The following is a 19745-nucleotide window of genomic DNA, read 5'->3' on the forward strand; positions in this document are numbered from 1 at the left end:
CTTCGCGACGCGCGGCGGGGGCCGCGGCGCGTCGCACATCCGATGCGTGAACGTAATGCATGCCTTTAAATGAAATATCGAATCGAAAACGATTCTAGGGAAAAGAAATCGGCAAAAAAACGCACGCCATTTATCTGACGACAAACATCCAAATGCCGATTATTCCGGTCGTGAGATGAAAGGTTGATGCCCAGGCAGCCGCGACGGGCGGTGCGGAGCGGCATTTTCTACAGCGCGACGCGTGAAAGGCGGTCGTTATTGCCGTTTCCGGACGCCATTTTCCGCCTGTTCCGGTTCGATATTTCAGGCGGAAACATCCCCAAATATTTCCAAATTTCTTGTGATTATTTTTGCTTGTAACCTGCATCGCGACGTTTGAAACCCATTTAGCGACAGGGTGCGCCGGCGGCAGTTCGGGGCGGCGCCGGTCGCTGTTGCATCGAGTCTGGAGAAGCGCATTGCGACGTCTGATTCTGGTAGGCATGACGGTATGCGCGACGCTGCTGACGAGCGCCGCACTGGCCGAAACGGTGTTGCCCGCGACGACGTCGTGGATCGGCAACACGTTCGGCTATGGCGACGGCAGCTGGACGCAGATCGACATCCGCGCGATCGCGGTGACGCCTGAAGGCAAGGTGTATACGAATGCGCCGTGGGACGAAAGCGGCGCCGAGGCGAGCGTCTACCAGGACGGGAAGATGCTCGGCTTCGCCGGCGGCACGCACGGCTGGGGCAATCTCGGCGGCAATGCGATCGCCGTGAACAGCAAGTACGCGTATGTCGCGATCGGCGTCGGCAACGAGCGCGGCCATCTGCAGTCGCCCGGCATCTGGCCGGACAAGGGCAAGCAGTGGTTCGGCATCTCGCGGCGCACGATCGGCGACATGAAGCAGCCCGCGCCGTTTCGCGCGGCACCGCAGGTCGCGCCGGGCGGACGCGCCGATGCCGGCCGCGCGCGCATGGCCGCGAGCTTCATGATGATGAACGAGGTGCCGGCCCCCGCGCGCTCGGAAGTGGGCGAGGTGAAGGCGGAAGTGGGCGGCCTCGCGGCCGACGACAAGATGCTGTTCGCGACGAATCCGTCGCACGACGTGGTGGACGTGTACGACGCGGAGACGATGCAGCAGAAGGGCACGTGGAGCGCGCATGAACCGGGCCGCATCGCGCTCGCGGGCGACGGCACGCTGTGGCTGCTCACGGACACGCTCAACGGCCCCGCGCACCTCGTGCACGTGCGCGCGGACGGCCGCAAGCTCGACGACGCGCCCGCGCTGCCGGAAGGCACCGACGCGGTGGACGTGGCGGTCGACGCGAAAGGGCGCGTGCTCGTCGCGGACAACGGGCCGCGCCAGCAGATCCTGATCTTCTCGAAAGGCGGCAAGGGTTATGCGCAGTCCGGCTCGCTCGGCGAGCGCGGCGGCATCTTCGCCGGCCCGGTGCCGGGGCGGCCGGGGCCGCAGCGCTTCAACGGGCTGACGGGCGTCGGCGTCGACCGCGCGGGCAACGTGTATGTGTCGATGAACGGCATCGGGCCGCGCCACGACACGATCGGCGCCGGGCTCGGCGCGGTGCTCGAAAGCTACACGCCGGACGGCAAGCCGCGCTGGCAGGTGCAGGGGCTGCTGTTCGTCGACGGCGCGTGGCTCGACCCGGCGCGGCCGAACAGCGTGTACACGGGCAACAAGCGCTTCGAGCTCGACCTGTCGAAGCCGCCGGGCCAGGACTGGAAATACGTCGGCTTCCTGTCGAACCGCTTCAAGTATCCGGACGACCCCGTGTTCCACACGGACCAGTGGCCGGGCATGCCGATCGCGCGTCGCGTCGACGGCCGCACGTTCCTGTACCTGACCGACATGTACGCCGATCACCTGAAGATCTACCGCTTCGATGCGAAGCGCGACGGCGAGGTGGCGATTCCGTCGGGCCTGATCGCGGGCCGCGCGCGGCCGGTCGACAAGGTGCCGAACAAGCCGCCCGGCGGCGACTGGCTGTGGCGCGATGCGAACGGCAACGGCAGGCTCGACGCCGACGAGTTCGAGATCAACACGACCGGCAAGGCGAAGGCGGGCGGCTGGGGCTGGTGGGTCGACACGAAGGGCGACATCTGGCGCACGAGCGACGTGCGCGGCATCCACCGCTTCCAGTACGGCGGTGTCGACAAGGCCGGCAACCCGGTCTACTCGTACGACAAGGTCACGACCTACCCGATGCCGCAGCCATTCACGCAGTTGCGCCGCTCGATCTACGACGCGCAAGCCGACACGCTGTACGTGACCGGCTACACGGCCGACGCGCCGCCGCAGCCGGGCATCAACAAGGAAGTCGGCCGCGTGCTGGTGCGTTTCGACAAGTGGTCGACCGGCTCGCCCGTCGTGCGCTATACGGTCGCGCTGCCGTGGCAGCTCGACGCGAAGCCGATCCTGGACCTGATCGGGATCACGGTCGAGGGCCGCTACATCTTCACCGTGGAGCCGGTCGGCAAGATCCACGTGTACGACAAGGACACCGGCAAGGAAGTGGGCGTGATGAGCCCGGGCACCGAGGTCGGCAAGGCATCCGGCTGGGTCGACGTGCCGTTCGGCATCAGTGCGTTCCGGCGCGAGAACGGCGAATACCTAGTGTTCGTCGAGGAAGACGCGCGCGGCAAGGTGCTGATGTATCGCTGGAAACCGTGACGGGCGGCGCGCCGTCGTCGACGTCACACAAGGCACAAGCATGGACAAAGGCATACTCAAGAACGTTTCGATCAACTTCATCGGGCTGATCCTGCCGACCTTCGTGTCGCTGGTGACGGTGCCCGCGTATATCCACGCGCTCGGCGTCGAACGCTATGGCGTCGTCAGCCTCGTGTGGACGCTGATCGGCTATTTCGGGATCCTCGATCTCGGGATGAGCATGGCCGCGCAGAACCACATCTCGAAGGCGCTCGCGAGCGGCAACGACGACGAAAGCGCGCGCGTGTTCTGGAGCGCGTTCTGGCTTAATCTCGGCACCGGCGTCGTGGGCGGGCTGCTGATCTATTTCGGCGCGTTCGTCTACACCGCGTATTTCACGAAGGTGTCGGCCGCGATGCAGCACGAGGTGTATCTCGCGCTGCCGTGGCTCGCGCTCGCGATTCCGCTCGCGAACGTGTCGTGGGTGTTCGCCGGCGCGATCAACGGCGCCGAACGCTTCGGCGTGTTCAACACGAACCAGACGATCGGCACGTTCCTGTTCCAGTTGCTGCCGCTCGGCGCCGCATGGTGGATCGCGCCGAACCTGCAGACCGTGCTCGCCGCGGCAGTCGTCGCGCGCCTGATCGCGGCGGTGATGCTCGGCCACGCCAGCATCAAGGTGCTCGGGATCCGGCGCATCGATCCGCCGCAGTGGGGCACCGCGAAGGGGCTGTTCAACTTCGGCGGCTGGATGCTGATCGCGAGCACGACGAGCATGATCGCGGACACGCTCGATCGCGTGATGCTCGGCGCCGGCATGGGCGCGAAGTTCGTCACCTACTACACGGTGCCGCAGAACCTCGTCACGCGCCTGAACATGCTGCCGAACGCGCTCGTGCGCACGCTGTTCCCGCGCCTGTCGGCGGTCGGCCGCGATCACGCGGACACGCTCGCGCGCCAGTCGCTCGAATTCCTGAACGGCGTGTTCACGCCGGTCGGCATCGTCGCGATCTTCGCGCTCGCGCCGTTCCTCACGCTGTGGGTCGGCGCCGATCTCGCCGCGCATTCGGCGCCGGTCGGCCGCGTGCTGGTGATCAGCGTATGGCTCGTCGGTCAGGCGAGCGTGACGCGGATCCTGATCCAGTCGCAGGTCAACCCGGCCCGCGCGGCGTTCGCCGGGCTCGTCGAGATGCCGTTCTTCGTCGGCGGCCTGTGGTTCGGCATTCATCACTTCGGGCTGATCGGCGCGGCGGTGGTCGTCGCGGCGCGCGCGTTCGTCGACTACGGCGTGCTGCTGTACCTGTCTGCGATCCGGATGCGCGCGATCGTGCTCGACATGCTGGCGCACCTGGCCTTCCTGCTCGCGAGCCTGTTTCTCGCGCAGGCGTGGCCGGGGCTCGGCGAATCGATCGGCATGTGCGCGATCGTGCTGGTGCTGAACGTCGCGTGGTCGCTCACGATGACGCCGGGGCTGCGCGCGCTCGTGCGCGACCTGTTTGTCCGTCTCAATGCGAGGAAAACCGTATGAATCGCGATCTGGCGGAACACGCCGTTTTGAATCTCGCCACCGCCGATGCGGCCGTGGCCGAAGCGGGCGACGCCGCCGCGCTGCGCCGGTCCATGCCGGCCGAGCGGGCCAGCGCGCGCCAGCCGGCGCGCGCGCTGCGCGTGGCGATCGTCCACGACTGGCTCGTCACCTATGCGGGCGCCGAGCGCGTGCTCGAACAGATCGTCGCGTGCTTTCCCGACGCGGACCTGTTCAGCCTCGTCGATTTCCTCGACGACCGCGCGTTCGTGCGCGGCAAGCCGGTGACGACGTCGTTCATCCAGAAACTGCCGTTCGCGCGCACCAAGTACCGCAGCTACCTGCCGCTGATGCCGCTCGCGATCGAGCAGCTCGACGTGTCCGAGTACGACCTCGTGATCTCGAGCAGCCATGCGGTCGCGAAGGGCGTGCTGACCGGGCCGGACCAGGTGCACATCAGCTACGTGCATTCGCCGATCCGCTATGCGTGGGACCTGCAGCACCAGTACCTGGAGCAGTCGAACCTCACGCATGGGCCGAAATCGCTGCTCGCGCGGATGATTCTTCATTACATCCGCAACTGGGACACGCGCACCGCCAACGCGGTGGACGGCTTCGTCGCGAACTCCGCGTTCATCGCGCGGCGCATCAAGAAGGTCTACCACCGCGACGCGGCGGTGATCTTCCCGCCGGTCGACGTCGACGGTTTCTCGCTGAACGCCGTCAAGGACGATTTCTACCTGACCGCGTCGCGGATGGTGCCGTACAAGAAGATCGACCTGATCGTCGAGGCGTTCTCGAAGACGCCCGAGCGCAAGCTGGTCGTGATCGGCGACGGCCCCGAAATGCAGAAGATCCGCGCGAAGGCTGGCCCGAACGTCGAGATCATGGGCTACCAGCCGTTCGCGGTGCTGCACGACCGGATGCGGCGCGCGAAGGCGTTCGTGTTCGCGGCCGAGGAGGATTTCGGGATCTCGGTCGTCGAGGCGCAGGCCTGCGGCACGCCGGTGATCGCGTACGGCAAGGGCGGAGCGCTCGAAACCGTGCTCGACCCGCAATCGGGCGCTAATCCGACCGGGCTGTTCTTCGACGAGCAGACGCCGCACGCGATCGTCGCGGCCGTCGACGATTTCGAGCGCGCGCCGCAGCGCTTCACGCCGAACGCATGCCGCGCGAACGCGGAGCGGTTTTCCGCCGATACGTTCCGGCGGCGCTTTCTCGACTATGTGGAAACCGCGCTGCCCGGCTCGACCGCGCAGCGCGGCACGGCCGTCGCGCCGATGCCGGCCGCGCGCGGCCCGGCGACGCTCGTGCTCGACCAGAGCGGCGTGCTTGGCGGCGCCGAGCTGTCGCTGCTCGAGATCATGAAGCACATGCGCGCGAACGCCGACGTGCTGCTGTTCGACGACGGCCCGTTCCGCGCGGCGCTCGACGAGATCGGCGCGCGCGTCGACGTGGTCGCCCAGGGCGCGCTCGCGGGCGTGCGCAAGCAGGGCGGCGTGTCGGCCGGCGCATTGAAGCAGCTCGTGCGGCTCGTGCGCGACGTCGCGCGGCGCGCGCGCCGTGCCGAGGTGATCTACGCGAACACGCAACGTGCGATGGTGGTCGCTGCGCTCGCCGGGCGGCTCGCGCGCAAGCCGGTGGTCTGGCATCTGCGCGATATCGTCAGCACCGACCATTTCGGCAGCAAGCAGCTGCTGGCGATCAAGTACTGCGCGAGGCTCGGCGTCACGCGCGTGATCGCGAACTCCGACGCGTCCGCGCAGGCGTTCCGCACGCTGACGGGCTTCACGCCGCAGCACGTCGACGTCGTGTTCAACGGTATTTCGGCCGAGCCGTTCGATGCGCTGGAAGGCGTCAGCCAGGCTGCGCTGCGCGCGCGCCTCGGGTTGCCGCAGGATGCGTGGCTCGTCGGCTCGTTCAGCCGTCTCGCGCGCTGGAAGGGGCAGCACGTGCTGCTGGAGGCCGCCGCGCGGCATCCCGACATGCATGTGGTGCTGGTCGGCGCGCCGCTGTTCGGCGAGGACGAATACGCGGCGCAACTGCACGAATACGTCGCGCGGCACGGGATGGACACGCGCGTGCATTTCCTCGGGTTCCAGCGCGACGTGGCTGCGTGCATGACGGCGGTCGACGTCGTCGCGCACACGTCGATCACGCCGGAGCCGTTCGGGCGCGTGATCGTCGAAGGGATGCTTGCGCGCCGGCCGGTCGTCGCGGCCCGCGCGGGCGGCGTCGTCGAGATCATCGAGGACGGCGACAACGGGCTGCTCTGCGAGCCGGGCGATGCGACCGCGCTGGCCAACGCGCTGGACATGCTCAAGCGCGACGGCGCACTGCGCGAACGGCTCGTCGCGAGCGGGCGTGCGACGGCGGTGCGCCGGTTCGGCACCGAGACCTACGTGGAGCGGGTCGAGAAGATCCTCGCGGATACGGCGAAGGCCGCGAAGGCGAAGAAGCGGACGTAGCAGACGGCGCCAGTCGGCGGGAAACGGGCCCTCATGCGGTGTTGTGCTGCGTGGGGGCTTCGTTTTTCAGGGGGGGCGTGTTGGGTAGGGCTGGTGAGGGGGGCGTGCCGGGCGCGGGATCGGCCGGTTGCCGGTTCGATCGGGATCGTGCGGGAGACGGGGCGGCAAAGCAGCGCCGGGAAAAATTCGATAGGGCGCCCCAGGACGGTGGCATTGCAGCCGGACAGGCGGCCGTCAGGCGCCGGCATACAGGGTTGGTTGCATACCCGCCCGACCCGCCATGCAGCCTCGCTTCGGCCATGAAAAACCCCCCGTGCAGCGAGATGCCGCACGGGGGCTCCGGAACCGGTCCGGCCGAATCAGACGGCCCGCTCGGGCGCCTGCGCGACGACGCGGGCAGCGCGTGTCGGCTTGAAACTGGCCGACCACGTCATCGCCGGCCGTTCGAACATCCGGTAGAACAGGTACGCGACCGGAATCGCGGTGGCCATGAACGCGATCGACGGCCAGATCGACAGTTGCAGTTCGGAGTGGAACAGCACCGAGCCGAGGCAGACGAACAGCGGCAGGTGGATCAGGTACAGCGAATAGCTGAAGTCGCCGAACCAGCCGAGCACGCGCAGCGGCGGCGTCGGGCGCGGCGGGCGCGCGAGCGCGCGGTACAGGAAGCACGCGAAGCCGGCCGACCACAGCTGGAACGCGCCGTACTGGCCGAAATGGAACGCGCCGCAGCCGGCGGCCAGCAGCACGGCGGCCGCGACGTACCACGCGCGCGACGGCACGGCGGCCGCGCCGCGTGCCTGCTGAGCCCGCACGTCGGCGATCCACGCGCCGATCGTCCAGGACAGCCAGTACGACGTGAAGAACTGCAGGTCGTGCCGTTCGAGCAGCCACGCCGATGCGACGTTGACGAGCGCGACCGCGGCCACGACGGCCGGCATGCCGATGCGTCGGCGCAGCGCGAACAGCAGCGGGTAGATCGCGTAGAACTGCACTTCGAGCGACAGCGTCCACAGCGCGCCGTTCGATCCGTACGTGTAGCCGGCGACACCCTGCAGCGAGAACAGGTTCACGAGGAATGCGGTGATGCCGATGTCGCGGATCTTGTGGCTGACGGGCTCGATCTGCAGGCTGACCAGGTCGAGTGCGAGCGTGAACAGCAGCGCGGCGAGCAGCACCGGGTAGATGCGCGCGAACCGGCGTGCCCAGAAGTTGGGCGCGTCGAGCCGGTACGCGGGATCGGCCGCGAGCTTGAGCGCCGCGTTGCGGTGGATGCAGTAGCCGCTGATCACGAAGAAGATCGGCACGCCGGCGGAGCCCCACGCGAACGGGAAGGTCAGGTAGCCGACGATCACGCTCGGGTCGAGCGCGCGACCGTAAGCATGATGGAAGGTCTGCATCCCGACCCAGACGACCTGGCGGCAGTGGAAATAGGCGACGAGCAGCGCCGCGAAGCCGCGCATCGCGTCGATGACGTGTTCCTTGTGATCGGCGACGGGCGGCGCGGTCAGAGACGATCCGCTGAAAGCTTGCATGCGATTCGATTCCTTGCGACGGATGGTGTGGAAGACGGACGAACGGGAAGTCTCATCGTAATGCGCAAGAATTCGATCAATGAATAAAAAAATCTCGCCCGGAAATAACGGAATTCCGCATGATGGTTTTATCGGGGTTCTGAAAGCGGTTCCGCGGGCGCGTCAATTATTTACCGATTTTTTTCTGATAGTTTGAAGCTCCAGTTGATTGATGCAAGGAGCGGCAAGATGGACATGCATTGGATCGCGAGCGCTGCAGTACTGCTGGTCATGGCCGTGCTGTCGGCGTACCGCGAAGCGCTGAAGAACGAGCCGATTCGCCCGGGCCTCGAACGGGGCGGCGTGCCCTATATCGAGGAATTCGAATCGTAAGAATTTGTATCTGGAAAATCGGTAATTTGTTTCTGCTTCGGCGCTCGGCCCGGCAATATCGACCGGATTGAAAGGATTATATTTTTTTCGGAAACATTGGGCGATCAGTCCATATCGAAAATGAGCGGAGTGGAATTGGCAGTGCCGTCGATTCTCGATATGCCGTTCGGAACACAATCGCGCCGGGTCGCAGGTCGACGCGGCGCAGTCAACGCAATCAGGATGCGAACATGTTGAAAGTCACCAAGGCCGTGTTCCCCGTTGCCGGTCTCGGCACGCGGTTCCTCCCGGCAACGAAGGCGAGCCCGAAGGAAATGTTGCCCGTCGTCGACAAGCCGCTGATTCAGTACGCGGTCGAGGAAGCGATCAACGCCGGTATCACCGAGATGATCTTCGTCACCGGGCGCAGCAAGCGCGCGATCGAGGATCACTTCGACAAGTCGTACGAGATCGAGGCCGAACTCGAGGCGCGCGGCAAGGAAAAGCTGCTCGAACTCGTGCGCGGCATCAAGCCGAGCCACGTCAACTGCTTCTACGTGCGCCAGCCGGAAGCACTTGGCCTCGGCCATGCGGTGCTGTGCGCGGAGAAGCTCGTGCATGGCGAGCCGTTCGCGGTGATTCTCGCCGACGACCTGCTGCACGGCGAGCAGCCGGTGCTCAAGCAGCTCGTCGACGTGTTCGACCATTATCACAGCTCGGTGATCGGGGTCGAGACGATCCCGCGCGAGGACAGCCGCTCGTACGGCGTCGTCGAAGGCCGCGAATGGGAAGAGGACATCATCAAGCTGTCGGGCATCATCGAGAAGCCCGCGCCCGAGGATGCGCCGTCGAATCTCGGCGTGGTCGGTCGTTACGTATTCATGCCGACGATCTTCGATCACCTGCGCAAGCTCAAGCCGGGCGCGGGCGGCGAACTGCAGCTGACCGACGCGGTCCAGACGCTGCTCGCGAACGAGCAGGTGCTCGCGTACCGCTACTACGGCACGCGTTTCGACTGCGGCAGCAAGATCGGTTATCTCAAGGCAACCGTCGAGCTCGCGCTCCAGCATCCGGAAGTGAGCCGCGAATTCGAGGCGTACCTGCGTACCTGCTTGCCCGCGCTGGCTGCCGTCGCGTAGGCAGCCGCGCGCTCCGTTGTTTCAGGTGGTGGTTGTTCCGTTGGCCCCGGCCGCTCAGGCGCCGGGGCTTTTTTGCATTTGCCGGTGCGCGATCGTGGTGCGAGCGGCCGGCTTGTCGCGTGGTCGGGTTCGCGTGGAGCGTGGTGCCGTGTGTGGAGCGGGGCGCTCCGGCGCGGTCCGGCGTCGCGCCTGAAACCGGTGCCGAAGCGCTTGCCGGGGCGAGCGGCGCGGCGTTGTTGTTGTCGTTGCGCGATGCATTGTCGACGTTCGCGCCGGCGCCGGTTCCGTCCGCGCCGGTTCGTGACGTAGCGGCGCAGCGCGTCAGCTTCCCGGCGCTACCTGCCTCGCGATCTTCCCGCGTATTGCCCGCCCGGTGTTTTCCGTTTCCGCGTGGCGCTCAACGCGCCGACGTGCTCGGCCGCGCGACGAAATGCCGGGCGAGCATCGCGGCGATCGGCTTCTTGAAGTCGAGCAGTCTTTTTTCGAGATAGCGCCAGGACAGGTGCGCGAGCAGCACGGCGAGCGCGAATTGCAGCATCTCGGGCAGCGCTTCGCGGACGATTTCCGGCATCGGCACGTGCGCGAAGAGCGCGGGCATCACGCCGAAGCGCGTCGGAATCAGGTTGTGGAACAGGTAGAAGCCGTAGCTGATCGTGCCGAGATAGACGAGCGGCGCCCAGTCGAGCAGCGCCACGACGGGATGCTCGGGTTCGCTGACGATCCACAGCATCAGCGCGCCGAGCGACGCGGACAGGCCGAGATCCGCGAGCCCCGCGACCGCGTCGGGCAGTGCCGTGCACGCAGGCAGTGCGAGGAAAAACACGACGCCTGCCGCGCCGAGCCAGCCGGGCGGGATGCGGCGCACGGCGGCCGGTCCGTGATCGGCGAGCGCGATCGCGCCGACGCCGCCGAGCGCGATCAGCGCGAAATTCCACGGGGAAAACGCGTAGATCAGCACCGGCGACGCGTCGGACAGGTAGAGCGCGAGATGCGCGGCCGCGCACAGTGCGACGGCCGCGACGCCGAGTGCGACGTGTCGCGCGGCGGGCACCGCGAGCAGCGCGAGCGGTGCGATCAGATAGAACTGCTGTTCAACCGCGAGGCTCCAGAAGTGCGACGTGGAGCCCGGCCAGCCGTCCTTGACGACGCCGATCCAGTAATTCGACAGGAACGCCGCGTGCCACGCGAGCCCGAGGTTGACGCCGCGCTGGTAGAAGAGCGCGTGCGCGATCGCGAGCGCGGCGAGCAGCAGGTAGTACACGGGGAAGATCCGCAGCGCGCGCTTCGCGAGGAACAGCGCGAGCGCGTGGCGGCGCGTCATGGTGCCGCATTCGACCGCCCGGCGGTTGCGATGCAGTTCGCCGACGATCAGGAATCCGCTGATGAGGAAAAACGTCCACACGCCAAGCTTGCCGACGTCGACGGCAAGGACGTGGCCCTTGTGGGACAGGAAAACGAGAATGACGGCGATGGCTCGCAGGCCGTCGAGTCCTTTGACGTATCTGACTTCGCGCATGGAGGCATCCGGGCATTGAGCGAGGCCAGTATAGGTGCGCAAATATCGAACGTAATTCATGTTCGGGCGCATACGTGAAGGCGTTTTTTGATGCTCGAGCGTCGTTGAAGTCGGTCGCGCGCAACAAAACCTGCGGGAAACCCCGCGAAAACGCATAAAAGTACTGCACGAAGCGTCAAGGCGCTTGTAGAATCCGGCGTTGAAGCGTGCGCAGTGCACGCTTCATGTATCCAACGACCACACCTGGTAGGAGAAACATGGCGACTTCCGCAAAAAAGGTGGCCAAGAAGGCTGCCGCCGCACCGGCCAAGAAAGTGGCTGCTAAGAAAGTAGCGCCCGCGAAGAAAGTAGTGGCCAAGAAGGCCGCCGTCGCGAAGGCGCCCGCTGCTCCGACGCCGCTGAAGGACAAGTTCACGAAGGCATCGCTCGCAACGCACATCGCCGAGCGCGCAGCCGTGGAAGTGAAGGCGGTCAAGGCAGTGCTCGCCGCACTCGAGAACGTCGTGCTGGGCTCGGTCCACAAGAAGGGCGCAGGCGAGTTCACGCTGCCGGGTCTGCTGAAGATCACGGCACAAGTCGTGCCGGCGAAGAAGAAGCGCTTCGGCAAGGATCCGTTCACGGGCGAAGAGCGTTGGTTCCCGGCGAAGCCGGCCAGCGTGCGCGTGAAGGCTCGTGCGCTGAAGAAGCTGAAGGACGCGGCAGCGTAATGCCGCGCAACGGCTGCCGAATGCATGTCGGCAGCCGTTGCGATGTCCTGCGGTCCCCGTACGCGAAAGCGTGCGGGGATTTTTATTGCGCCGCGCAAATCGCGCGGCAGCGAAAACGCGAAGCGCCGGCGATGTGCGGTTCGATGCGTGCCACGCGGTGAATGGCGTGCCGCGCGTGCGCAACGCCGGACGGCAATCGTCATCCGCACGTGCCGTCGTACCGCCGCAGCCCGTCGCTCTCGTTACCTCGTCGCTCCCGCTGCACCTGTTGCGTGCGTATCGTGAGGCCCGCGCATCGTGACTGAATGCGTCCCGCCTGAAATCGCCGGGCAGGTCGCTACCGCGCGCGCCGCGATCGAGCGACATCTCGGTGCGACGCTGGATGCGATCCACCTGTTCGGCTCGGCGCTCGACGGCGGCTTGAAACCGCGCAGCGACATCGACCTGCTGGTGACGGTGGCCGTGCGGCCCGACGAAACGGTGCGGCGTGCGCTGATGTTCGACCTGCTCGCTGCGTCGGTGCCGCCCGGTCATGCAGGTGGCATGCGCCCGCTCGAGGTCACCGTCGTCGCGCACGGCGACGTGGTGCCGTGGCGTCATCCGGCGCGACGCGAACTGCAGTTCGGCGAGTGGCTGCGTCGCGATCTCGAAGCAGGCATCGTCGAACCGGCGCTCGCCGATCACGATCTGGCGATCCTGTTGACGAAGGCGCGGCAGCACAGTGTCGCGCTGGCCGGTCCGCCGGCGGCCGCGCTGTTCGAGCCGGTGCCCGCGCGCGACTTGGTCGCCGCGCTTCTCGCTACCGTTGCGCAGTGGAATGCCGAACCGGACTGGCGCGGCGACGAGTGCAACGTGGTGCTCGCGCTCGCGCGCATCTGGTACAGCGCGGAAACCGGCAGGATCGCACCCAAGGACGTCGCCGCGGCATGGGTGCTGGCGCGCCTGCCTGCCGCTTACCGGCCGGTTGTAGCGGCTGCGCGTGCCGCCTATCTTGGTGGCGAAGCGGGCGCGGCGACCTTGTCGGGTGAACCGCTCGCCGCGTTCATCGGCTACGCGCGGCGGACCGTCGAATCGATGCTGTCGGCCTAGCGGCGGACGCCACGGTGCGCGCGATCGGCTTGCGGGCCGGCACCTCGCGGATCATGAGCGCTTTCGCCGCCGCCGTACGCGAAAGCCGCCGATCCGGGCGCCCGCCGGCGACTCGCGACTCGCGCGCGCTTGACCGGCACGCCGTCACGCATCCGCGGCACGACGCGCTTCGTCAACCCGCCGTGCCCGCATAGGCAGCCTTCAGCGCGGCATCGTCGAACTTGGTCATCTGCATCATCGCTGCGGCCACGCGTGCCGCCTTGACCGCGTCGCGATCGGCCATCATCGGGATGAGCGCTTCCGGAACGATCTGCCATGACACGCCGTAGCGGTCTCTCAGCCAACCGCAGCCATCGGCCGTGCCACCGTTGTCGAGCAAGGCGCTCCAGTAGCGGTCGAGTTCCGCCTGATCGGCGCAACTGACCAGCAGCGAGATCGAGTGATTGAACGTCTCGGTGCGCTTGTGGCTCATCGCGATGAACGGCTGCCCGAACAGCTCGAACTCGACCATCCGCGTACCGTCGGTGCCGGACACCGACGTGACGCGCACGACGCGCGAATCCGGAAAGATGCCTGCATAGAAGGCCGCTGCTTCCTCGGCTTCCGTCGAGTACCAGAGAAAAGGCGTGATCTTCTGAATCGTCATGGGGAATCTCCTGTCGGTAGTGGCCGGGCCGCAAACCGCGTGCCGCCATCGACACGACGGGCGGCGGCCGCCGAATTCGACACGCGGGGGCGAATCCGTCGCGTCGGACGAGCGGCGCCGACAGTGCGGATGGTAGTCGCCTGGAGGAAAGACCGCGATCTGCCTGGACACCCGGAAGTAGTGATTGCAGCACTTTGCGGCCGCCAGGCGCCGTTGCCGGCCCGCCGACGTGCGTCGGCATCGGCTTCGTTCGCCGGCCCGCACAGGCGCTGAGGGCACGCGTGAGACGGACGAAAAAAAAGCCAGCCGCGGCCGAAACCGGGGCTGGCTTTCCAGTTCGGCGGCAAGGCGTCGGAGACGCCATGCACGCCGGATACATCGTTTTTAGAACTTGTGGCGAATGCCGAGTGCGACCATTTCGGCCGAGCTCTTGCCGGCGAAGCCGTACGAAGCGATCGACGCTTGCGCGCTTTGCTGCACGCCGTCGACGAGCTGCGTGCCGCTCGCGTGCTGGTATGCGCCAACCAGGTAGATGTCCGTGCGCTTCGACAGCGAGTAGTCCGCGCCGACGCCGACCTGATGGTACTTCGCGGACGTGTCGCCGCTTGCCTTCGTGTACGAGTAGCCGAGGCCCAGCAGCAGCGGCGGCGTGACCTGGTACGTCGCGAAGCCGCGGATCGTGTTGTACTTCTCGGTCGAGCCGAAGCCCGAGAACGCGTCCGGCTTGTACTGTGCGTTGCTGTAGCCGACGCCGAACGTCACCGGGCCGATCGCGTACTGACCTGCAACTTGCGCGATGGCGATCGACTTCGCCGTGGCGTAACCCGAGTTGATCGGGCCGTCGAAGATCGCGTCGGACGTCGTCGAGCCCCAGCCGCTGCGCAGGGCCGTGGCCGTCGGCGACGGGTTGTTCGCGTAGAAGTAGCCTGCGGCAACGCCGACCGGGCCGTTGTTGTAGGCGGCTGCGACCGACCAGGTCTGGCCCGCGCCCGTCTTGCCCGCCACACCGCCGAGGCCATACATGCCTTCGACCTGGAAGCCTGCGAAGACCGGCGACGTGTACTTGATCGCGTTGCTGACGCGCAGGCTGTTGTCGTTGTTGTCGACGTCGCCCGGCGTGGCCATCACGCTGCCGAAGTAGTTGTCGGCCGTGACTGCCTGAACCAGGTCGACCAGCGGGTCGTACTGGCGGCCGAGCGTCAGCGTACCGTACTGGCTGCTTTCCAGACCGACGAATGCCTGACGACCGAACATGCGACCGCCCTGGTTCAGCTTGCCGGTGCCCGGATCAAAGCCGTTTTCCAACTGGAAGATCGCCTTCAGGCCACCGCCGAGGTCTTCTGCGCCCTTCAGCCCGAAGCGGCTGCCTTGCAGGTTGCCCGACAGCATTTGCCACGAGTTGTTGGCTTGACCGTCATTGCCGTGTACCCATGCGATCGACGTATCGATCACGCCGTACAGCGTCACGCTCGACTGAGCGTGAGCGGCGCCGGCGGCGCCCAGCAGGGCGAGCGAGAGGGTCGAGAGAGCGAGTTTCTTCATCGTTGAGTTTCTCCACGCAAGTGATTCATCGTTATTTGTTGCGGATTGGAGAATAGCTCAGTGCCATCCACGCAAGAAAGCTTAAAAAATAAAGTGTCTCGAAAAGGTAACAGCATCAAAAAGTCTATATATATCAAGCACATCAACGACCGTTCCTGTTTTTGAAATAGTTGACAGTTGCTGCGGTGCGATTGTTTCAATGTCTGATGTACATTGCGGCGGACGCCCCGTTTCGGCCGGTTGGAGCAGCGAAATGAGTGCTTGCAAACGTTTGCCGTTGCAGCGACGAACGCGTCGACGTGCAAGGAGCGCGTCAACGCCGTGCGAATGCGCGGCGGACAGCGTGGTTGACGGGAGTCTGACGGGTGTGGGAAAGGCAATTTCGCGGCGCGCGCGATGGCTGTGCGCGGCCGCTTTGCGAGGGAGGTTGATGAATCAGTCGCCGCGCATGCGATCCGTTTGGGTGGGCGTGGCCGCTGCGGAATTCGCGGCGGGCCGATGCGCGTTGCCGCGGGCCGCCGCGAATTCCGCGCCGAGCAGCAGCACGATCGCAGAGAAGTACAGCCACATCAGCAGGACCGCGAACGATCCGGCCGCGCCGAACGCACTCGCGGTGCCCGCATGCGCGAGGTACAGCGCGAACAGCTTCTTGCCGCCGGAGAACAGGATCGCGGACACCACTCCGCCGACCGCGGCGTCGCGCCACGCGACGCGTGCGTCGGGCAGGAACTTCATCAACGCGGCGAACGCCGCCGCGAGCACCGCGATGCCGACGAAAAACTGCACGAGGTTCGTGACGACGACATACGGCGAATCGCCCAGCAGCCAGGTGCCGACGAACGTGATCGCGGTGTCGAGCACGAGCGACACGATCAGCAGGAACGCGACGCCGAGCACGAGCCCGAACGAGATCAGCCGGACGCGCACGAGCCCGAGCATGCTCGACCAGCGGTTTTCGGTCGCCGGCCAGATCACGCTGAGCGCGGTGTTGAGCGATGCGAAGGTGGCCGACGCGCCGATCGCGAGCGCGGCGAACGAGATCAGCGTCGCGAAGCCGCCGCGTTGGCCCGCGCGGTGCGCGTTCTGCACGATCGTCTGGATGCTGGCCGCCGCGTCGTCGCCGATCAACTGGTGCGCCTGCTCGAATACCTGGCCGCGCGCGGCGTCGTCGCCGTAGAACCAGCCGGCTACCGCGATCACCATCACGAGCATCGGGGCGAGCGAGAATGCGGAGAAGAACGCGATGCCCGCGGCCATCGCGGAGCAGCGGTCGGACGAGAAGCGTTTGAACGCGGTGAGGGCCCAGTTGGCCTGTTGCTGGGCAAGACGGGTTGCTTCGGAAGTGATCTGTCGTTTCATGACGGTTCGGTTGCGCGCGGAACGCGGATCATCGTTGGTAATCAGACAATTCAGTATTGATCCGAGGATTCGAACATAGTTGCGCGGAATGTCTATAATTCCTTTCAGTTTCCTCACCCCCACAATAACGCCGAGACCACCATGCTACAAATGTCCCGGCGCCAGTTCCTGAAGGTGACGGCCACGTCGCTTGCCGGATCGAGTCTTGCCCTGATGGGCTTTTCTCCATCCGAAGCGCTTGCCGAAGTCCGACAGTACAAGCTGGCGCGCACCGTCGAAACGCGCAACACCTGTCCTTACTGCTCAGTGGGTTGCGGCATCCTCATGTACAGCCTCGGAGACGGCGCGAAGAATGCGCAGCCGAGCATCATCCATATCGAGGGAGATCCCGACCATCCCGTCAATCGCGGCACGCTGTGCCCGAAGGGCGCGAGCCTGATCGACTTCATCCACAGCCCGAACCGCCTGACGCACCCCGAATACCGGGCGCCCGGCTCGGACAAGTGGGAACCCATCTCGTGGAACGACGCGCTCGACCGGATCGCGAAGCTGATGAAGGCCGACCGCGACGCGAACTTCGTCGAGACGACGGAAGACGGCGCGAAGGTCAACCGCTGGCTCACGACCGGCATGCTGGCCGCGTCGGCGGGCAGCAACGAGGTCGGCTACCTGACGCACAAGACCATCCGCAGTCTGGGAATGCTCGCATTCGACAATCAGGCGCGTGTCTGACATGGCCCGACGGTGGCAGGTCTTGCCCCGACGTTTGGCCGTGGAGCGATGACGAACCATTGGGTCGACATCAAGAACGCGGACGTGATTCTCGTGATGGGCGGCAATGCAGCCGAGGCCCATCCGTGCGGTTTCAAGTGGGTAACGGAGGCGAAGGCGCACCGCAAGGCGCGGCTGATCGTCGTCGACCCGCGCTTTACGCGTACGGCCTCGGTGGCCGACTACTACGCGCCGATTCGCACCGGCACCGACATCGTCTTCCTGGGCGGCGTCATCAACTATCTGCTGACGAACGACAAGATCCAGCATGAGTATGTGAAGAACTACACGGACTTCACGTTCATCGTGCGCGAGGATTTCGCGTTCAACGACGGCATCTATTCCGGCTATGACGCGGAGAAGCACGCGTACCCGGACAAATCGAGCTGGGACTACGAGCGCGGCGACGACGGTTTCGTGAAGGTCGACCCGACGCTGCAGCATCCGCGCTGCGTGTACAACATGCTGAAGCAGCACTACGCGCGCTATACGGCGGACATGGTCCAGCAGACCTGCGGCACGCCGAAGGAGAAGTTCCTGAAGGTCTGCGAGATGCTCGCGACGACGGCCGTGCCCGGCCGCGCCGGCACGATCCTGTACGCGCTCGGCTGGACCCACCATTCGATCGGCGCGCAGATGATCCGCACCGGCGCGATGGTGCAGCTGCTGCTCGGCAACATCGGCATCGCCGGCGGCGGGATGAACGCGCTGCGCGGCCACTCGAACATCCAGGGATTGACCGACCTCGGGCTGATGTCGAACCTGCTGCCGGGCTACATGACGCTGCCGATGCAGGCCGAGCAGGATTTCGACGGCTACATCAACAAGCGCGTGCAGCAGCCGCTGCGGCCGAACCAGTTGAGCTACTGGAAGAACTACAAGGCGTTCCACGTCAGCTTCATGAAGTCGTGGTGGGGCGATGCGGCGACCGCCGAGAACAACTGGGGCTACGACTACCTGCCGAAGCTGGACAAGCAGTACGACCTGCTGCAGGTGATCGAGCTGATGAGTGCCGGCAAGATGAACGGCTACATCTGCCAGGGCTTCAACCCGCTCGCGGCGGCGCCGTCGAAGGTGAAGACGGCCGCGGGGCTCGCGAAGCTGAAGTGGCTCGTGATCATGGATCCGCTTGCGACCGAGACGTCCGAGTTCTGGAAGCATCACGGCGACTACAACGACGTCGATGCGTCGAAGATCCAGACCGAGGTGTTCCGTCTGCCGACCACGTGCTTTGCGGAGGAAAACGGCTCGCTCGTGAGTTCGAGCCGCGTGCTGCAATGGCACTGGAAGGGCGCGGAGCCGCCGGGCGACGCGAAGAGCGATCTCGAGATCATGTCGGGGCTGTTCCTGCGCATGCGCAAGATGTACCAGACGGATGGCGGCAAGTATCCGGACCCGATCGTGAACCTGACCTGGCCGTACGCGAACCCGGAAAGCCCGACGCCCGAAGAGCTCGCGATGGAGTTCAACGGAAAGGCGCTCGCCGATCTGCCCGACCCGAAGGATCCGGCCAAGACGCTCGTGAAGAAGGGCGAGCAGCTCGCCGGGTTCGCGCAACTGAAGGACGACGGCACGACCGCGAGCGGCTGCTGGATCTTCTGCGGCGCCTGGACGCAGGCCGGCAACCAGATGGGGCGGCGCGACAACTCGGATCCGACCGGCATCGGCCAGACGCTGAACTGGGCGTGGGCGTGGCCAGCGAACCGGCGGATCCTGTACAACCGCGCATCGTGCGACGTGAACGGCAAGCCGTTCGATCCGACCCGCAAGCTGATCGGCTGGAACGGCAAGGCGTGGGCGGGCCCCGACGTACCTGACTTCAAGGCGGACGAACCGCCCGAGAACGGGATGGGGCCGTTCATCATGAATCCGGAGGGCGTCGCGCGCTTCTTCGCGCGCGCGGGGATGAACGAAGGTCCGTTCCCCGAGCACTACGAGCCGTTCGAGACGCCGCTCGCCGCGAACCCGCTGCACCCGAACAACCCGCAGGCGCTGAACAACCCGGCCGCCCGCGTGTTCCCGGACGACCGCGCGTCGTTCGGCAAGGTGTCGGAGTTCCCGCACGTCGCGACGACTTACCGGCTGACCGAGCATTTCCACTACTGGACCAAGCATGCGCGGCTGAACTCGATCATCCAGCCCGAGCAATTCGTCGAGATCGGCGAAGATCTCGCGAAGGAGGTCGGCGTCGCGCATGGCGAACGCGTGAAGGTGTCGTCCAAGCGCGGCTACATCATCGCGGTCGCACTCGTCACGAAGCGGATCAAGCCGCTGACGGTCGACGGCAAGAAGGTCCAGACGGTCGGCGTCCCGTTGCACTGGGGCTTCAAAGGTCTGACGAAGCCCGGCTATCTCGCCAATACCCTGACTCCGTCCGTGGGTGACGGCAACTCGTACACACCGGAATTCAAGTCGTTCCTGGTGAAGGTCGAAAAGGCGTAAG

General features: G+C 65.8%; 13 protein-coding genes. 8 read left to right on the top strand and 5 right to left on the bottom strand.

Annotated elements, in window-relative coordinates:
• The first annotated feature begins 482 nt into the window (after positions 1-482).
• From BT264_RS32540 to BT264_RS32550, 3 genes are read left to right on the top strand one after another with little or no spacing between them, the layout of a single operon-like run.
• Entirely contained in the window at positions 483-2675 is a 2193-nt protein-coding gene (locus tag BT264_RS32540) for an NHL repeat-containing protein (RefSeq protein ID WP_072444088.1), read from the top strand.
• Positions 2676-2715: 40 nt separating this feature from the next.
• On the top strand, positions 2716-4182 hold the full coding sequence (locus BT264_RS32545; protein WP_072444086.1) for a flippase: 1467 nt from the start codon (positions 2716-2718) through the stop codon (positions 4180-4182).
• Positions 4179-6647, top strand: a complete 2469-nt coding sequence (locus tag BT264_RS32550; RefSeq protein WP_072444085.1) for a glycosyltransferase family 4 protein — start codon at positions 4179-4181, stop codon at positions 6645-6647. Before BT264_RS32545 ends, BT264_RS32550 begins: the two co-directional genes overlap by 4 nt.
• Positions 6648-7006: 359 nt before the next feature.
• On the opposite strand, the gene BT264_RS32555 is transcribed toward BT264_RS32550, so the two are convergent.
• Positions 7007-8182, bottom strand: a complete 1176-nt coding sequence (locus tag BT264_RS32555) for an acyltransferase family protein (RefSeq protein ID WP_072444083.1) — start codon at positions 8180-8182, stop codon at positions 7007-7009.
• 228 nt (positions 8183-8410) lie between these two features.
• Here BT264_RS32555 and BT264_RS39395 point away from each other — a divergent pair, with 228 nt between their 5' ends.
• Together BT264_RS39395 and galU are read left to right on the top strand one after the other, a co-directional pair.
• Complete coding sequence (locus BT264_RS39395) at positions 8411-8554, top strand: hypothetical protein (protein WP_006479318.1); 144 nt, start codon at positions 8411-8413, stop codon at positions 8552-8554.
• Between the two features lie 230 nt (positions 8555-8784).
• Complete coding sequence (galU, locus tag BT264_RS32560) at positions 8785-9672, top strand: UTP--glucose-1-phosphate uridylyltransferase GalU (protein WP_034179975.1); 888 nt, start codon at positions 8785-8787, stop codon at positions 9670-9672.
• A gap of 397 nt (positions 9673-10069) precedes the next feature.
• Here the strand turns inward: galU and BT264_RS32565 are convergent, their stop codons facing one another.
• A complete protein-coding gene (locus tag BT264_RS32565) occupies positions 10070-11188 on the bottom strand; it encodes an acyltransferase family protein (RefSeq protein WP_072444081.1) in 1119 nt (372 codons plus the stop codon).
• Between the two features lie 257 nt (positions 11189-11445).
• Between BT264_RS32565 and BT264_RS32575 the strand changes: the two genes are divergently transcribed.
• Both BT264_RS32575 and BT264_RS32580 read left to right on the top strand, forming a co-directional pair.
• Positions 11446-11895 carry an HU family DNA-binding protein gene (locus BT264_RS32575; RefSeq protein WP_069747789.1) on the top strand — a complete coding sequence of 150 codons (450 nt, stop codon included), beginning with the start codon at positions 11446-11448 and terminating at the stop codon, positions 11893-11895.
• Positions 11896-12192: 297 nt separating this feature from the next.
• Positions 12193-12984 carry an AadA family aminoglycoside 3''-O-nucleotidyltransferase gene (locus tag BT264_RS32580; RefSeq protein WP_072444080.1) on the top strand — a complete coding sequence of 264 codons (792 nt, stop codon included), beginning with the start codon at positions 12193-12195 and terminating at the stop codon, positions 12982-12984.
• Between the two features lie 172 nt (positions 12985-13156).
• Here BT264_RS32580 and BT264_RS32590 read toward each other — a convergent pair whose 3' ends face one another.
• The 3 genes from BT264_RS32590 to BT264_RS32600 form a co-directional block, all read right to left on the bottom strand.
• The gene (locus tag BT264_RS32590) at positions 13157-13630 is read right to left on the bottom strand and encodes a VOC family protein (RefSeq protein WP_072444076.1); all 474 of its coding nucleotides are present in this window, start codon (positions 13628-13630) and stop codon (positions 13157-13159) included.
• A gap of 384 nt (positions 13631-14014) precedes the next feature.
• The gene (locus BT264_RS32595; protein WP_072444074.1) at positions 14015-15172 is read right to left on the bottom strand and encodes a porin; all 1158 of its coding nucleotides are present in this window, start codon (positions 15170-15172) and stop codon (positions 14015-14017) included.
• 435 nt (positions 15173-15607) lie between these two features.
• Positions 15608-16531, bottom strand: coding sequence for a YihY/virulence factor BrkB family protein (locus tag BT264_RS32600; protein ID WP_072444072.1), 924 nt, complete (start codon positions 16529-16531; stop codon positions 15608-15610).
• Positions 16532-16672: 141 nt separating this feature from the next.
• Between BT264_RS32600 and fdnG the strand changes: the two genes are divergently transcribed.
• A complete protein-coding gene (gene fdnG / locus BT264_RS32610; protein WP_083596252.1) occupies positions 16673-19744 on the top strand; it encodes a formate dehydrogenase-N subunit alpha in 3072 nt (1023 codons plus the stop codon).
• Position 19745 lies beyond the last annotated feature (1 nt).

Origin of the sequence: Burkholderia sp. NFPP32 (assembly GCF_900119325.1) — a bacterium.
Lineage (GTDB): Bacteria > Pseudomonadota > Gammaproteobacteria > Burkholderiales > Burkholderiaceae > Burkholderia > Burkholderia pyrrocinia_C.

Coding starts and splice junctions, on each gene's coding strand:
- BT264_RS32550 (WP_072444085.1), top strand. CDS start 4,179: ATGAATCGCGATCTGGCGGAACACGCCGTTTTGAATCTCGCCACCGCC.
- BT264_RS32555 (WP_072444083.1), bottom strand. CDS start 8,182: ATGCAAGCTTTCAGCGGATCGTCTCTGACCGCGCCGCCCGTCGCCGAT.
- BT264_RS32595 (WP_072444074.1), bottom strand. CDS start 15,172: ATGAAGAAACTCGCTCTCTCGACCCTCTCGCTCGCCCTGCTGGGCGCC.
- BT264_RS32590 (WP_072444076.1), bottom strand. CDS start 13,630: ATGACGATTCAGAAGATCACGCCTTTTCTCTGGTACTCGACGGAAGCC.
- BT264_RS32600 (WP_072444072.1), bottom strand. CDS start 16,531: ATGAAACGACAGATCACTTCCGAAGCAACCCGTCTTGCCCAGCAACAG.
- BT264_RS32565 (WP_072444081.1), bottom strand. CDS start 11,188: ATGCGCGAAGTCAGATACGTCAAAGGACTCGACGGCCTGCGAGCCATC.
- BT264_RS32540 (WP_072444088.1), top strand. CDS start 483: ATGACGGTATGCGCGACGCTGCTGACGAGCGCCGCACTGGCCGAAACG.
- BT264_RS39395 (WP_006479318.1), top strand. CDS start 8,411: ATGGACATGCATTGGATCGCGAGCGCTGCAGTACTGCTGGTCATGGCC.
- galU (WP_034179975.1), top strand. CDS start 8,785: ATGTTGAAAGTCACCAAGGCCGTGTTCCCCGTTGCCGGTCTCGGCACG.
- BT264_RS32545 (WP_072444086.1), top strand. CDS start 2,716: ATGGACAAAGGCATACTCAAGAACGTTTCGATCAACTTCATCGGGCTG.
- BT264_RS32575 (WP_069747789.1), top strand. CDS start 11,446: ATGGCGACTTCCGCAAAAAAGGTGGCCAAGAAGGCTGCCGCCGCACCG.